Source organism: Streptomyces aquilus (assembly GCF_003955715.1).
In the GTDB taxonomy this organism is placed as follows: Bacteria; Actinomycetota; Actinomycetes; order Streptomycetales; family Streptomycetaceae; genus Streptomyces; species Streptomyces aquilus.
This window is the reverse complement of sequence record NZ_CP034463.1, coordinates 2587888-2603671: the sequence shown is the minus strand read 5'-3', so window position 1 is coordinate 2603671 and position 15784 is coordinate 2587888. Positions and strand designations below refer to the sequence as shown.

General features: G+C 65.6%; 11 protein-coding genes and 3 rRNA genes. 10 read left to right on the top strand and 4 right to left on the bottom strand.

The window, feature by feature from the left end:
• Positions 1-103: 103 nt before the first annotated feature.
• The 3 genes from EJC51_RS12025 to EJC51_RS12015 all read left to right on the top strand — a co-directional run bounded on the left by EJC51_RS12025 (position 104) and on the right by EJC51_RS12015 (position 2465).
• Positions 104-901 (top strand): ABC transporter ATP-binding protein, encoded by a 798-nt coding sequence (locus EJC51_RS12025; protein WP_059197192.1) that lies wholly within the window; start codon positions 104-106, stop codon positions 899-901.
• Positions 902-950: 49 nt separating this feature from the next.
• Entirely contained in the window at positions 951-1382 is a 432-nt protein-coding gene (locus tag EJC51_RS12020) for an NfeD family protein (protein WP_059197191.1), read from the top strand.
• Between the two features lie 132 nt (positions 1383-1514).
• Positions 1515-2465, top strand: a complete 951-nt coding sequence (locus EJC51_RS12015) for an SPFH domain-containing protein (protein WP_126271059.1) — start codon at positions 1515-1517, stop codon at positions 2463-2465.
• A 71-nt stretch (positions 2466-2536) separates the two neighbouring features.
• On the opposite strand, the gene EJC51_RS12010 is transcribed toward EJC51_RS12015, so the two are convergent.
• From EJC51_RS12010 to EJC51_RS12000, 3 genes are all read right to left on the bottom strand, one after another.
• Entirely contained in the window at positions 2537-3043 is a 507-nt protein-coding gene (locus EJC51_RS12010; RefSeq protein ID WP_079312520.1) for an HNH endonuclease, read from the bottom strand.
• A gap of 157 nt (positions 3044-3200) precedes the next feature.
• Positions 3201-3740 carry a YbhB/YbcL family Raf kinase inhibitor-like protein gene (locus tag EJC51_RS12005; protein WP_126271058.1) on the bottom strand — a complete coding sequence of 180 codons (540 nt, stop codon included), beginning with the start codon at positions 3738-3740 and terminating at the stop codon, positions 3201-3203.
• A 43-nt stretch (positions 3741-3783) separates the two neighbouring features.
• Complete coding sequence (locus tag EJC51_RS12000) at positions 3784-4566, bottom strand: sporulation protein (protein ID WP_126271057.1); 783 nt, start codon at positions 4564-4566, stop codon at positions 3784-3786.
• A gap of 168 nt (positions 4567-4734) precedes the next feature.
• Between EJC51_RS12000 and EJC51_RS11995 the strand changes: the two genes are divergently transcribed.
• The 6 genes from EJC51_RS11995 (at position 4735) to EJC51_RS11965 (ending at position 13264) form a co-directional block, all read left to right on the top strand.
• Positions 4735-5376, top strand: coding sequence for a DNA-3-methyladenine glycosylase (locus tag EJC51_RS11995; protein WP_126271056.1), 642 nt, complete (start codon positions 4735-4737; stop codon positions 5374-5376).
• A 538-nt stretch (positions 5377-5914) separates the two neighbouring features.
• Positions 5915-7440 (top strand): 16S ribosomal RNA (locus EJC51_RS11985).
• Between the two features lie 301 nt (positions 7441-7741).
• Positions 7742-10862 (top strand): 23S ribosomal RNA (locus EJC51_RS11980).
• Between the two features lie 113 nt (positions 10863-10975).
• Positions 10976-11092 (top strand): 5S ribosomal RNA (gene rrf / locus EJC51_RS11975).
• Together the 16S, 23S and 5S rRNA genes form the textbook arrangement of a ribosomal RNA operon.
• A 151-nt stretch (positions 11093-11243) precedes the next feature.
• Positions 11244-12500, top strand: coding sequence for a hypothetical protein (locus tag EJC51_RS47680; RefSeq protein ID WP_166682775.1), 1257 nt, complete (start codon positions 11244-11246; stop codon positions 12498-12500).
• Positions 12437-13264, top strand: coding sequence for a hypothetical protein (locus EJC51_RS11965; RefSeq protein WP_208870819.1), 828 nt, complete (start codon positions 12437-12439; stop codon positions 13262-13264). Before EJC51_RS47680 ends, EJC51_RS11965 begins: the two co-directional genes overlap by 64 nt.
• Positions 13265-13319: 55 nt before the next feature.
• Here the strand turns inward: EJC51_RS11965 and EJC51_RS11960 are convergent, their stop codons facing one another.
• Complete coding sequence (locus tag EJC51_RS11960) at positions 13320-14612, bottom strand: DUF1015 domain-containing protein (RefSeq protein ID WP_126271055.1); 1293 nt, start codon at positions 14610-14612, stop codon at positions 13320-13322.
• Between the two features lie 72 nt (positions 14613-14684).
• Here EJC51_RS11960 and EJC51_RS11955 point away from each other — a divergent pair, with 72 nt between their 5' ends.
• On the top strand, positions 14685-15713 hold the full coding sequence (locus EJC51_RS11955; RefSeq protein WP_126271054.1) for an HAD hydrolase-like protein: 1029 nt from the start codon (positions 14685-14687) through the stop codon (positions 15711-15713).
• Positions 15714-15784 lie beyond the last annotated feature (71 nt).

Below are 15784 nucleotides of genomic sequence, written 5' to 3'. Positions count from 1 at the left end.
GCCCGACCGGTGGCGTAGATTTCCTTGAGGACTGCGCCCACCACGCGCACGCCACAGCCGAGACGCCGAGACCGGTCACACTGCAAGGGGAGACAACGCGCTCATGAGCGATGTTCTGGAGCTTCAGGACGTATCCGTGGTCCGTGAGGGCCGGGCTCTGGTGGACCAGGTCTCCTGGTCGGTCAAGGAAGGCGAACGCTGGGTCATCCTCGGCCCCAACGGCGCCGGCAAGACCACCCTCCTGAACGTCGCGTCCAGCTACCTCTACCCCAGCAAGGGCACCGCGACCATCCTCGGCGAGACCCTCGGCAAGCCCGGCACCGACGTCTTCGAACTGCGCCCCCGCATCGGCGTGGCCGGCATCGCCATGGCCGACAAGCTCCCCAAGCGCCAGACCGTCCTGCAGACCGTGCTCACCGCCGCGTACGGCATGACGGCCGGCTGGCAGGAGGAGTACGACGAGATCGACGAACAGCGCGCCCGCGCCTTCCTCGACCGCCTCGGCATGAGCGACTACCTGGAGCGCAAGTTCGGCACCCTCTCCGAGGGTGAGCGCAAGCGCACTCTCATCGCCCGCGCCCTGATGACCGACCCCGAGCTGCTCCTCCTCGACGAGCCCGCCGCCGGCCTCGACCTCGGCGGCCGCGAGGACCTCGTACGCCGACTCGGCCGCCTCGCCCGCGACCCGATCGCCCCCTCGATGCTGATGGTCACCCACCACGTCGAGGAGATCGCCCCCGGCTTCACCCACGTCCTGATGATCCGTCAGGGCAAGGTCCTCGCCGCGGGCCCGCTGGAACTCGAACTCACCTCCCGCAACCTCTCGTTGTGCTTCGGCCTCCCGCTCGTCGTCGAGCAGGTCGGCGAGCGCTGGACCGCGCAGGGCCTTCCGATGGCCTGACGCTCTCGCGCCCTGTCCGCGGCACGACCCGCGGTCCTACCATGACCATGTGAACGACATCGACGCATGGGTGTGGTGGCTCATCGGCGCGGCCGCGCTCGGAATCCCCCTCGTGGTGACGGCGATGCCGGAGTTCGGCATGCTCGCGGTGGGCGCCGTCGCCGGCGCGATCCTCGCAGGTCTGGGCTTCGGCGTCGTCGTGCAGGTGCTCGCCTTCGTCGTCGTCTCGGTCGCCCTCATCGGCGTCGTACGGCCCATCGCCGCCCGGCACAGCGCGCAACGACCCCAACTCGTCTCCGGCGTGGAGGCGTTGAAGGGCAAACAGGCGGTCGTACTGGAACGCGTCGACGGCTCCGGCGGCCGGATCAAGCTGGCCGGAGAGGTCTGGTCGGCCCGCGCTCTCGACGGCGGCCGCGCCTACGAAGTAGGACAAGAAGTGGACGTCGTGGAGATCGAGGGAGCGACCGCGATCGTCATCTGACCTCGTACGACTCAACTGAACCGAACAGCCCGCGAGTTGCTCGACGGTCTGTCAGACTCGTCCAGCAAGATCTTCATCAACCATAAGATCTTCCGAAAGCGCCGAGGCGGAGAAGGGTACGGGGAAGCGACGATGGAACCGGTCATCATCGTCTTGATCATCCTGGTGGTGTTGGTCTTCATCGCCCTGATCAAGACGATCCAAGTCATCCCACAGGCCAGCGCGGCCATCGTGGAGCGCTTCGGCCGTTACACGCGGACACTCAACGCGGGCCTCAACATCGTCGTCCCGTTCATCGACACCATCCGCAACCGCATCGACCTGCGTGAACAGGTCGTCCCGTTCCCGCCCCAGCCGGTGATCACCCAGGACAACCTGGTCGTGAACATCGACACGGTCATCTACTACCAGGTGACGGACGCGCGGGCCGCCACCTACGAAGTCGCCAGCTACATCCAGGCGATTGAGCAACTGACGGTCACCACGCTCCGCAACATCATCGGTGGCATGGACCTGGAGCGGACCCTGACCTCCCGCGAGGAGATCAACGCGGCCCTGCGCGGTGTCCTCGACGAGGCCACCGGCAAGTGGGGCATCCGCGTCAACCGCGTGGAGCTGAAGGCGATCGAGCCCCCGACCTCCATCCAGGACTCGATGGAGAAGCAGATGCGCGCCGACCGCGACAAGCGCGCCGCGATCCTCACGGCGGAAGGTACGCGTCAGGCGGCCATCCTCACCGCCGAGGGTGAGAAGCAGTCGCAGATCCTGCGCGCCGAGGGTGAGGCCAAGGCCGCGGCCCTGCGCGCGGAAGGCGAGGCCCAGGCCGTCCGTACGGTCTTCGAGGCGATCCACGCCGGCGACCCCGACCAGAAGCTGCTCTCGTACCAGTACCTCCAGATGCTCCCGAAGATCGCCGAAGGCGACGCCAACAAGCTCTGGATCGTCCCCAGCGAGATCGGCGACGCCCTCAAGGGCCTGTCCGGCGCGATGGGCAACTTCGGCCCCATGGGCGGCGGTTCGGGAGGCGGCGGCTCAACGGGCAACGGTGGCTCGGACCGCCGGGAGAAGCCGTCGATCGACTGAGAGCGGCAGCACGACGACGGGGCTCGCCTTCCGCAAGAAGGCGAGCCCCAAAGTCTTTGCCGGCAACGGCGTTACGCGGCGTCCACCGCCAACCAGTCCGGCAGCGCCTGGAAGTCGTCGGACCCCAGCGACAGCAGCATCGCATCGGCCGGCGTCGGCTCGAACGGCTGCCTCAGCAGCGGCATCCCGGCCTGCTCCGGAGTCCGGTCCGCCTTACGGTGGTTGTCCTCCGCGCACGAAGCCACCGTGTTCAGCCACGAATCCTGACCACCCTGCGCCCGCGGCACCACGTGGTCCACGGTCGTCGCCCTGCGCCCGCAGTACGCGCACCGGTGCCGGTCCCTGACCAGCACACCCCGCCTCGACCACGGAGCTTGTCTTCGGAACGGCACCCGCACGTACCTGCACAGCCGGATCACCCGGGGCGCCGGTATGTCGACCGCGGCTCCGCGCATGCGCAGTTCGGGGTGAGACTGCTCGACGACGGCCTTGTCCTGCAGCACCAGAACGACGGCTCGGTTCAACGTCACCGTCGACAGCGGCTCGAAGCTCGCGTTCAGTACCAGCGTGTCCCGCATGACCAGCCCACCTCCTGCGCTCACCCGCCCACCTCCGTGGCGGGCTGGGATCAACTCTGGCCGGGCACGCCGAGATGGACAACGAAATAAAAAGTGCCCGCCCCTGATCACTTCCAAGACCAGGGGCGGGCAAACGTTCCATGAACGCTCGGATCGCTCAGCTCTGTTCGGGGTTCTCGAACTCACCGACCAGCTGGGCACGCGCGATCGCGTGGAACCGCAGATTGAAGCCGACGACGGCAGGAGAGACGTCGGCATCCGGACCGAGCTTCTCCTGATCGACGGCGTACACCGTGAAGACGTACCGGTGCGGACCGTCCCCGGGCGGCGGCGCGGCGCCACCGAAGTCCTTGCTGCCGTAGTCGTTGCGCGCGTGGACGGCGCCCTCCGGCAGCCCTTCGAACTTGCCGCTGCCCGCACCCACCGGCAGCTCGGTCACCGAGGCGGGGATGTCGAACACGACCCAGTGCCAGAACCCACTGCCCGTGGGCGCGTCAGGGTCGTAGCAGGTCACGGCGAAGCTCTTGGTCTCGGGCGGGAAGCCCTCCCACCGCAGGTGCGGCGAGGTATTGCCGGCGGCGTAGACCTGAGCGTCCTTGAGCGCCGCCCCTTCCTCGATGTCGTCACTCGTCACCGTGAACGACGGCACGGGCGGGTGGAAGTCGTGGGGGAGAGGCCGCCGCTTGAGCTCGGACACCTCGGTACCTCCTGATCGATTGCCGGAATCAGCAGTTCCGAGCCTAGAACCAGTTGCGCTTGCTGCCGACCTCGGACAGCCACTGATTGAGGTAAGCCGCCCAGTCGGTGCCCTGGTAGTCGTTGAGCCCCACCTGGAAGGACCGGAAGGTGTCACTGCCCTCGCTGAACAGCCCCGGCTTCTTGTCCATCTCCAGCACGACGTCCATGACGCTCTGATCGGCCACGAAGCTCAGCTCGACCTGGTTCAGACCCCGGTACTGCTGCGGCGGGAAGAACTCGATCTCCTGGTAGAACGGCAGCTTCTGCCGCGTACCCCGGATGTGGCCGCGCTCCATGTCCGCGTTCTTGAAGCGGAAACCCAGCTGGATGAAGGCGTCGAGGATCGCCTTCTGCGCCGGCAGCGGGTGCACGTTGATCGGGTCCAGGTCACCGGAGTCCACGGCACGCGCGATCGCCAGCTCGGTCGTCACACCGATGTTCATCCCGCGCAGCGCCTGACCGTCGATCATCGTGATCGGCGTCTCCCACGGGATCTCAAGACCGAACGGCACCGCGTGCACGGCCCCGGCCTGGAGCTCGAAGGCACCACCGAGCCGCACCTTGGTGAACTCGATGTTCTGCTTGTACTCCTCGTCGCCGCTCTCGACCTCGACCTTGGCCTGGAGCCCGACCGACAGCCCCTCGATCTCCTGGTTGACGGACCCGCCCTGGATCCGCACCTCACCCTGGACGACTCCACCCGGCACGACGTTGACCTCGGTCAGCACCGTCTCGACCGAAGCCCCGCCGGCACCCAGGCTCGCGAGCAGCTTCTTGAACGCCATGACTCTCCCTATACGTCGTCCTGCTTCACGCACGTGCCACGCGCGCGTAGATCCTCGATCCCTACAAACGCGATCCGACCGTGGCCGGTTCCGCGCCCTCACCCTTGCAAGGCGAACGCCCCGTGACCACCCTGTCGCAGCGACCTGTCTGCACTACCCTCGGACGGCATGATCGCGACCCCCGACCGTACGCCCCTCCCACGCGAGTTCTTCGACCGCCCCGTACTGGAGGTCGCCCCCGACCTCCTGGGCCGCATCCTCGTACGCACCACCCCGGACGGTCCGATCGCCCTCCGCCTCACGGAGGTCGAGGCATACGACGGCCAGAACGACCCCGGCTCCCACGCCTATCGCGGCCGCACGGCCCGTAACGGCGTGATGTTCGGTCCGCCCGGTCACGTGTACGTCTACTTCACCTACGGCATGTGGTTCTGCATGAACCTGGTGTGCGGACCGGACGGCATGGCGAGCGCTGTCCTGCTCCGCGCCGGCGAGGTGGTTGAGGGCGCCGAGCTCGCCCGTAAACGTCGACTCTCGGCCCGAAATGACAAGGAACTGGCCAAAGGGCCCGCGCGCCTGGCCACTGCCCTGGGCGTGGACCGGTCCCTCGACGGCACCGACGCGTGCACCTCCGCCGACACCCCCCTGAGGGTCCTGACCGGCGCCCCGGTCCCCGCCGACCAGGTACGCAACGGTCCACGCACCGGAGTCTCGGGCGACGGGGGCGTCCACCCCTGGCGCTTCTGGATCGCCAACGACCCGACGGTGAGCCCTTATCGGGCCCATACGCCGAGGCGTCGCTCAAGTTGACGCGCCGTTGCGGGGTGCGTAATGTAGCCCGAGCCGCTTGAACCGGGTACGGCGATCGCCAGCAGCCGGAAGCGGCCAAACCACTACCTACGACATCCTCTCAGCGAGGGTGAATTCGACGTGCCCGCATGCTCGAATTCAAACTCTCGGAACTCGATTATGAGTTGGCGGGGGGGATGGGCTAACGTAGTGAATGTCGAAAGGCCGACAGGCGAAAGCCAGAAGCCTCCGGCAAATCCCGCCGACCGGGAATCGGACGCCGAAAGGATCTGATAGAGTCGGAAACGCAAGACCGAAGGGAAAAGCCCGGAGGAAAGCCTGAGAGAGTCTCTCGGGTGAGTACAAAGGAAGCGTCCGTTCCTTGAGAACTCAACAGCGTGCCAAAAATCAACGCCAGATTAGTTGATACCCCGTCTCCGGCCGGTCATCGGTTGGGGCGAGGTTCCTTTGAAACAACACAGCGAGGACGCTGTGAACCATCGGATCATTCCTCCGGTGGTTCCGCTCTCGTGGTGTTCATCCCGATTACGGGAAAACATTCACGGAGAGTTTGATCCTGGCTCAGGACGAACGCTGGCGGCGTGCTTAACACATGCAAGTCGAACGATGAACCACTTCGGTGGGGATTAGTGGCGAACGGGTGAGTAACACGTGGGCAATCTGCCCTTCACTCTGGGACAAGCCCTGGAAACGGGGTCTAATACCGGATACCACTTCCACTCGCATGGGTGGGGGTTGAAAGCTCCGGCGGTGAAGGATGAGCCCGCGGCCTATCAGCTTGTTGGTGAGGTAACGGCTCACCAAGGCGACGACGGGTAGCCGGCCTGAGAGGGCGACCGGCCACACTGGGACTGAGACACGGCCCAGACTCCTACGGGAGGCAGCAGTGGGGAATATTGCACAATGGGCGAAAGCCTGATGCAGCGACGCCGCGTGAGGGATGACGGCCTTCGGGTTGTAAACCTCTTTCAGCAGGGAAGAAGCGAAAGTGACGGTACCTGCAGAAGAAGCGCCGGCTAACTACGTGCCAGCAGCCGCGGTAATACGTAGGGCGCAAGCGTTGTCCGGAATTATTGGGCGTAAAGAGCTCGTAGGCGGCTTGTCACGTCGGGTGTGAAAGCCCGGGGCTTAACCCCGGGTCTGCATTCGATACGGGCTAGCTAGAGTGTGGTAGGGGAGATCGGAATTCCTGGTGTAGCGGTGAAATGCGCAGATATCAGGAGGAACACCGGTGGCGAAGGCGGATCTCTGGGCCATTACTGACGCTGAGGAGCGAAAGCGTGGGGAGCGAACAGGATTAGATACCCTGGTAGTCCACGCCGTAAACGGTGGGAACTAGGTGTTGGCGACATTCCACGTCGTCGGTGCCGCAGCTAACGCATTAAGTTCCCCGCCTGGGGAGTACGGCCGCAAGGCTAAAACTCAAAGGAATTGACGGGGGCCCGCACAAGCAGCGGAGCATGTGGCTTAATTCGACGCAACGCGAAGAACCTTACCAAGGCTTGACATACACCGGAAACGGCCAGAGATGGTCGCCCCCTTGTGGTCGGTGTACAGGTGGTGCATGGCTGTCGTCAGCTCGTGTCGTGAGATGTTGGGTTAAGTCCCGCAACGAGCGCAACCCTTGTCCTGTGTTGCCAGCATGCCCTTCGGGGTGATGGGGACTCACAGGAGACCGCCGGGGTCAACTCGGAGGAAGGTGGGGACGACGTCAAGTCATCATGCCCCTTATGTCTTGGGCTGCACACGTGCTACAATGGCAGGTACAATGAGCTGCGAAACCGTGAGGTGGAGCGAATCTCAAAAAGCCTGTCTCAGTTCGGATTGGGGTCTGCAACTCGACCCCATGAAGTCGGAGTTGCTAGTAATCGCAGATCAGCATTGCTGCGGTGAATACGTTCCCGGGCCTTGTACACACCGCCCGTCACGTCACGAAAGTCGGTAACACCCGAAGCCGGTGGCCCAACCCCTTGTGGGAGGGAGCTGTCGAAGGTGGGACCAGCGATTGGGACGAAGTCGTAACAAGGTAGCCGTACCGGAAGGTGCGGCTGGATCACCTCCTTTCTAAGGAGCACTTCTAGGCAGCCGCAAGGCTGTCCAGAGGCCAGTACATCGGCGAACGTTCGATGCTGGTTGCTCATGGGTGGAACGTTGATTATTCGGCACTCTCAGTCATCTCGGGCTGCCAGTACTGCTCTTCGGAGCGTGGAACGCTGATCACGAGTGGCGAGGGTGTCGGGCACGCTGTTGGGTGTCTGAGGGAATGAACCCCCTCGATGCCGGCCCCGGTGAAGCACCGCGTGAGTGGTGTGTGACGGGTGGCTGGTCGTTGTTTGAGAACTGCACAGTGGACGCGAGCATCTGTGGCCAAGTTTTTAAGGGCGCACGGTGGATGCCTTGGCACCAGGAACCGATGAAGGACGTGGGAGGCCACGATAGTCCCCGGGGAGTCGTCAACCAGGCTTTGATCCGGGGGTTTCCGAATGGGGAAACCCGGCAGTCGTCATGGGCTGTCACCCATACCTGAACACATAGGGTATGTGGAGGGAACGCGGGGAAGTGAAACATCTCAGTACCCGCAGGAAGAGAAAACAACCGTGATTCCGGGAGTAGTGGCGAGCGAAACCGGATGAGGCCAAACCGTATGCGTGTGAGACCCGGCAGGGGTTGCGTATACGGGGTTGTGGGATCTCTCTTCCACGGTCTGCCGGCCGTGGGACGAGTCAGAAACCGTTGATGTAGGCGAAGGACATGCGAAAGGTCCGGCGTAGAGGGTAAGACCCCCGTAGTCGAAACGTCAGCGGCTCGTTTGAGAGACACCCAAGTAGCACGGGGCCCGAGAAATCCCGTGTGAATCTGGCGGGACCACCCGCTAAGCCTAAATATTCCCTGGTGACCGATAGCGGATAGTACCGTGAGGGAATGGTGAAAAGTACCGCGGGAGCGGAGTGAAATAGTACCTGAAACCGTGTGCCTACAAGCCGTGGGAGCGTCGGAACACAGCTTGCTGTGTTCTCGTGACTGCGTGCCTTTTGAAGAATGAGCCTGCGAGTTTGCGGTGTGTTGCGAGGTTAACCCGTGTGGGGAAGCCGTAGCGAAAGCGAGTCCGAATAGGGCGGTTTAGTAGCGCGCTCAAGACCCGAAGCGGAGTGATCTAGCCATGGGCAGGTTGAAGCGGAGGTAAGACTTCGTGGAGGACCGAACCCACCAGGGTTGAAAACCTGGGGGATGACCTGTGGTTAGGGGTGAAAGGCCAATCAAACTCCGTGATAGCTGGTTCTCCCCGAAATGCATTTAGGTGCAGCGTCGTGTGTTTCTTGCCGGAGGTAGAGCACTGGATAGGCGATGGGCCCTACCGGGTTACTGACCTTAGCCAAACTCCGAATGCCGGTAAGTGAGAGCGCGGCAGTGAGACTGTGGGGGATAAGCTCCATGGTCGAGAGGGAAACAGCCCAGAGCATCGACTAAGGCCCCTAAGCGTACGCTAAGTGGGAAAGGATGTGGAGTCGCACAGACAACCAGGAGGTTGGCTTAGAAGCAGCCACCCTTGAAAGAGTGCGTAATAGCTCACTGGTCTAGTGATTCCGCGCCGACAATGTAGCGGGGCTCAAGCGTACCGCCGAAGTCGTGTCATTGCAGCAATAGGGCCAACGCCTGCTGTGATGGGTAGGGGAGCGTCGTCTGCCGGGTGAAGCAGCCGCGGAAGCGAGTTGTGGACGGTTGACGAGCGAGAATGCAGGCATGAGTAGCGATTCACACGTGAGAAACGTGTGCGCCGATTGACTAAGGGTTCCTGGGTCAAGCTGATCTGCCCAGGGTAAGTCGGGACCTAAGGCGAGGCCGACAGGCGTAGTCGATGGATAACCGGTTGATATTCCGGTACCCGCTGTGAAGCGTCAAACATCGAATCCAGTGATGCTAAGGCCGTGAAGCCGCCCCGGAGCCTTCGGGCAAAGGGGAGTGGTGGAGCCGCTGACCCGATCTGGTAGTAGGTGAGTGATGGGGTGACGCAGGAAGGTAGTCCATCCCGGGCGGTGGTTGTCCCGGGGTAAGGGTGTAGGCCGAGTGGTAGGCAAATCCGCCGCTCATTAAGGCTGAGACCTGATGCCGAGCCGATTGTGGTGAAGTGGATGATCCTATGCTGTCGAGAAAAGCCTCTAGCGAGTTTCATGGCGGCCCGTACCCTAAACCGACTCAGGTGGTCAGGTAGAGAATACCGAGGCGTTCGGGTGAACTATGGTTAAGGAACTCGGCAAAATGCCCCCGTAACTTCGGGAGAAGGGGGGCCACGCTTGGTGAGAGGACTTGCTCCTCGAGCTGGGGGTGGCCGCAGAGACCAGCGAGAAGCGACTGTTTACTAAAAACACAGGTCCGTGCGAAGCCGTAAGGCGATGTATACGGACTGACGCCTGCCCGGTGCTGGAACGTTAAGGGGACCGGTTAGTCAAGATTCGTCTTGGCGAAGCTGAGAACTTAAGCGCCAGTAAACGGCGGTGGTAACTATAACCATCCTAAGGTAGCGAAATTCCTTGTCGGGTAAGTTCCGACCTGCACGAATGGCGTAACGACTTCTCGACTGTCTCAACCATAGGCCCGGTGAAATTGCACTACGAGTAAAGATGCTCGTTTCGCGCAGCAGGACGGAAAGACCCCGGGACCTTTACTACAGTTTGATATTGGTGTTCGGTTCGGCTTGTGTAGGATAGCTGGGAGACTGTGAAGCTCGGACGCCAGTTCGGGTGGAGTCGTCGTTGAAATACCAGTCTGGTCGTGCTGGATGTCTAACCTGGGTCCGTGATCCGGATCAGGGACAGTGTCTGATGGGTAGTTTAACTGGGGCGGTTGCCTCCTAAAGAGTAACGGAGGCGCCCAAAGGTTCCCTCAGCCTGGTTGGCAATCAGGTGTTGAGTGTAAGTGCACAAGGGAGCTTGACTGTGAGACCGACGGGTCGAGCAGGGACGAAAGTCGGGACTAGTGATCCGGCGGTGGCTTGTGGAAGCGCCGTCGCTCAACGGATAAAAGGTACCCCGGGGATAACAGGCTGATCTTCCCCAAGAGTCCATATCGACGGGATGGTTTGGCACCTCGATGTCGGCTCGTCGCATCCTGGGGCTGGAGTCGGTCCCAAGGGTTGGGCTGTTCGCCCATTAAAGCGGTACGCGAGCTGGGTTTAGAACGTCGTGAGACAGTTCGGTCCCTATCCGCTGTGCGCGTAGGAGTCTTGAGAAGGGCTGTCCCTAGTACGAGAGGACCGGGACGGACGAACCTCTGGTGTGCCAGTTGTTCTGCCAAGGGCATGGCTGGTTGGCTACGTTCGGGAGGGATAACCGCTGAAAGCATCTAAGCGGGAAGCCTGCTTCGAGATGAGGACTCCCACCCACTTGATGGGGTAAGGCTCCCAGTAGACGACTGGGTTGATAGGCCGGATCTGGAAGCACGGTAACGTGTGGAGGTGACCGGTACTAATAGGCCGAGGGCTTGTCCTCAGTTGCTCGCGTCCACTGTGTTAGTTCTGAGGCAACGACCGTTGCCGGTTTTTTGAGCAGAACGCATCACTAATAACTACAGAGTGTGCTTGTTCGCTCGAAACCATTAGGGTTTCGGTGGTCATAGCGTGAGGGAAACGCCCGGTTACATTTCGAACCCGGAAGCTAAGCCTTACAGCGCCGATGGTACTGCAGGGGGGACCCTGTGGGAGAGTAGGACGCCGCCGAACAATCTTTGGAAGGACCCCTGGTCCCAGCGTTCAGCTGGGACCAGGGGTCCTTTTGTTTTTACAATGCTTGCAGTACCGAGACAGGAGTCACCCATGTCCACCAACTCTCCCGACGACCGACCGGAGCGCGACCAGCGGCGACGGGACAGTGGTGACCGCGGCGATCGCGGTGACCGTGGCGGATACCGCGGCGGCGATCGCGGTGACCGAGGCGACCGCGGTGGCTTCCGGCGCGACAACGACCGAGGCAACGACCGAGGCAGCGACCGCGGTGGAGACCGTGGCGGCTACGGCCGGCGCGACGACAACCGAGGCGGTGGCTACGGCCGGCGCGACGACCGACGTGACGACCGTCGAGGCGATGACCGTGGTGGTGACCGCGGTGGCTTCCGGCGTGACGACAGCCGCGGTGACAACCGCGGTGGCTTCCGGCGCGACGACAACCGTAGCGACACCCGGGGCGACAACCGCGGCGGTGGCTACGGCCGACGTGACGACCGACGCGATGACCGGCGTGGCGACGACCGTGGGCCTCGCCCGGCGTTCCGGCGCGACGATCGTCCCAGCGGCCCGCGTCGGGACGACCGGGACCGCGGCTTCCGCCGTGACGGCGACCGACCCGCCTTCCGGCGTGACGACCGGGACCGGGGAGAGCGGCGCGACGACGACCGCGGCTCCCGTCCGGCGTTCCGGCGTGACGACAACCGTGGCGACAACCGGGGCGACAACCGCGGTGGCGGTTACGGCCGGCGTGACGACCGTGGTGACCGCGGTGGCTTCCGGCGCGACGACAACCGCGGTGACAACCGGGGTGGCGGCTCCTACGAGCGCCGCGACGACCGGGGTGGCTTCCGCGGACGGGACGACCGGGACCGTGACCGCGGGTTCCGTGGTGACGACCGTGGCGGCTTCCGGCGCGATGACCGAGGTGACCGCGGGGATCGCGGGGATCGCGGCGGCTTCCGCCGGGACGACAACCGCGGCGGCGGCTCGTACGAGAGGCGTGACGACCGACGCGACGACCGCCGTGACGACCGACGCGGCGACGACCGTGGTGGTGACCGCGGTGGTTTCCGGCGCGACGACAACCGCGGTGACAACCGGGCTGACAACCGGGGTGGCGGCTCCTACGAGCGCCGAGACGACCGGGGTGGCTTCCGTGGACGGGACGACCGTGGCTTCCGCGGCGGACCCCGTCGCGACGACCGCGGTGGGCGGCCCGGCGGGTTCCGTGGCCGGGACGACCGGCGTGATGACAACCGTGGCGGCTACGGCCGTGACGACCGGCGCGGTGGCTTCCGTGGGCGCGACGACCGGGACAGGGACCGTGAGCCGATCAAGCGGCTGCCGATCCCCGAGGACGTCACGGGCGACGAGATCGACGGCGACGTACGCCAGGAGCTGCTGAGCCTGCCGAAGACGCTCGCGGAGGACGTGGCGAGGAACCTGGTGATGGTCGCCCGGCTCATCGACGAGGACCCCGAGCGCGCCTACGCCTACTCCAAGATCGCGCTGCGGCTCGCGTCGCGTGTCGCTGCCGTACGGGAGGCGGCCGGGTTCGCGGCGTACGCGAACCAGAAGTACTCCGAGGCGCTCGCCGAGTTCCGGGCCGCGCGGCGGATGACCGGCAGTGCGGAGCTGTGGCCCGTGATGGCCGACTGCGAGCGTGGGCTCGGGCGGCCGGAGAAGGCGCTGGACATGGCCGGGGCGCCCGAGGTGAACAAGCTGGACAAGGCCGGTCAGGTCGAGATGCGGCTCGTCGCGGCCGGCGCCCGGCGTGACATGGGGCAGCTGGACGCGGCCATCGTGACGTTGCAGAGCCCCGAGCTGGCCTCCAACTCGGTGCAGCCGTGGACCGCGCGTCTGCGGTACGCCTACGCCGACGCGCTGCTCGCCGCCGAGCGTGAGGGCGAGGCGCGGGAGTGGTTCGCCAAGGCCGTCGAGGCCGACCGGGACGGCAGCACGGACGCCTCGGACCGGCTCGCCGAGCTGGACGGTGTCGAGTTCGTCGACGCCTTCGCCGAGAACGACGCCGAGAACGACGGCGAGAGCGAGGCCGAGGATGACCTCGAGGTCGAGAGCGGCGGTGACGTCGAGGTTGTCGAGGTCGTAGAGGTGGAGGACGACGCGGACGTCTCCTCCGTGTCCTCGAAGGACGACGACAAGGACTGACGTACACACACGAAAGGGCGGGACCCCGGCATCGGGGTCCCGCCCTTTCGCATGTTCAGAGTTCCAGCGCGCGCAGGACCAGGCCGGAGGCCGGCTTCGGGCCGAAGGACGTCGACTTGCGGGGCATCGTGACGCCCTGGCGGGCCAGGTCGCGGACGACCTCCTCGCGGACCGGGTGCATGAGGACGGCCGTGCCGCCGTCGCGTTCCGCCTTGCGGACGGTGGCGGCGGTGTCGTGGATGTAGGCGATGCGGGTGGGGTCGTTCTCGGGGATGTGCCAGACGTGCTGGAGGAGCGTGGCGTGCAGGACGGTCGCGTCCAGGGTGCGCCAGGCCGCCGGGCGGTCGGCGGGGATCGTACGGGCGAGGAGGTCCGGGTCCGGGCGGTCGACCAGGTGGAAGGCGCCGTCGCCGGCGAGGAGGAAGGCGTTGCCCGCGCAGGCGGCGTCGGCGAGCACCTCCAGGGCGTCGGGGAGCGGGCTGGCCAGGCGTCGTACACGGAACCGGCCGTCGAGCGAGGCCAGGGCGTCCGCCACCGGCAGGCCGTGCAGGAGGCGGTGGATGGCGCGGACGCGGAGGGGGTAGCGGGCCGTGTCGACCAGGAGGACCAGGCCGTAGTCCCAGGGGCTGGGGGAGGGGTGCTCCGAGCGGAGGCGGCGGTAGGTCGCCCAGCGGTGGTGGCCGTCGGCGATGAGGGCCTGGTGGCGGGCCAGGTCGGACTGGATGCGGTCCAGGTCCGCCGGGTCGGTGATGGACCACAGACGGTGGCTGTAGCCGTCCTCGGTCGTGGTGGAGAACAGGGGCTCCTGTTCGGCCGTACGTTCGACCACGGCCGTCGTGTCGGCTGCCGTGCCGTCGCCGCGGTACGTCAGGAGCAGGGGCTCCAGGTTCGCGGAGGTGGCGCGCATGAGGGCCGCGCGGTCGGCCACGACGTGCGGCATGACGTCCTCGTGGGGCAGGACCACCTGGTCCGCGGGGTCCGAGACGCGCAGGGCGCCGATGATGCCGCGTTGCAGCATGCCGGTGCCGTCGCGCTGTTCGTAGACGTACAGGCCCGGCACCGGGTCGGCGGCGAGGACGCCTTCGGCGAGCCAGCGGCGCAGGGTCGCGGCGGCCTGTTCGTTGCGGGCGGCGGGGCTGGTGGCCTGGGGGAGGATCAGGCGGACGATGTTGTGCGGGTCGTTGGACTGCAGGTGGTACAGGCCGTCGGGGCGTACGACGACGTCGTACGGCGGTGATGTCACAGCGGCCAGGCTGCCGACCCGGTCGGGGTCGTAGCGAAGGCCTCGGAACGGGGTGAGTTCCAGGCCCCGGCGCGCCGTTGCTTCCGAGTGACCTGCGGTGTTCATCCCGGCATCGTACGTGTGTCGGTGGCGTGCGAGATGATCGGGGGAAAGCCGTCGAGCGAGGAGCGATGTGGAATGAGCCAGAGCGTCAGGACGAGGCCCGAGGGCAGTGGCCAGGCCCTGAGCGAGGCGTACGACACCGCGCTGCTCGACCTCGACGGGGTGGTGTACGCAGGGGGGAACGCGATCGTGCACGCGGTCGAGTCGCTGGCCACGGCTCGGGCCGGCGGGATGCACCTCGCGTACGTCACGAACAACGCGCTGCGGACGCCCGACACCGTGGCGGAGCATCTGACCGAGCTGGGGATACCGACCGGCGCCGATGACGTGATCACGTCCGCTCAGGCCGTCGCGCGGCTGATCAGCGAGCAGGTGCCGGCGGGTGCGCGGGTGCTGGTGATCGGCGGTGAGGGGTTGCGGGTCGCGTTGCGGGAGCGGGGGCTCGTGCCGGTTGAGTCGGCGGACGACGATCCGGCGGCCGTGGTGCAGGGGTTCGGTGGGCCCGACCTGCCGTGGGGGCGGTTCGCCGAGGCTTCTTACGCCGTCGCGCGCGGGGTGCCCTGGTTCGCGTCCAACACCGATCTGACGATCCCGAGCGGGCGCGGCATCGCGCCGGGCAACGGGGCCGCGGTGGAGGTCGTGCGGATCGCGACCGGCGCCGAGCCGCAGGTCGCCGGGAAGCCGCTGCCTCCGATGCACCGGGAGACGATTCTGCGGACCGGTGCCGTACGGCCGTTGGTGGTGGGGGACCGGCTGGACACGGACATCGAGGGGGCGTTCAACGGGGAGGTCGACTCGCTGCTCGTGCTGACCGGCGTGACGGACGGGCCGCAGCTGCTGGCCGCGCCGCCGCAGCACCGGCCGACGTACGTCGACGCCGATCTGCGGGGGTTGCTGACCGGGCAGCCCGAGGTCGTCGAGGCAGGCGGTGGCTTCCGGTGCGGCGGGTGGACCGCGACGGCCGGTGGCGAGCGGCTGGAACTGGACGGTGACGGGGAGGCGTTGGACGGGCTGCGGGCGCTGTGTGCGGCGGCCTGGACGGCGGCGGGGGACGGGACGTGCGAGCTGGACGGGGGGAAGGCGCTGGCGCGGCTGGGGCTCTGAGGCCTTCATCGCGGGGCGGCTTCCGTGCAGCAGGGCAGCCGGGATCGTAGCCGAATGCGAGGGTAGGCTAA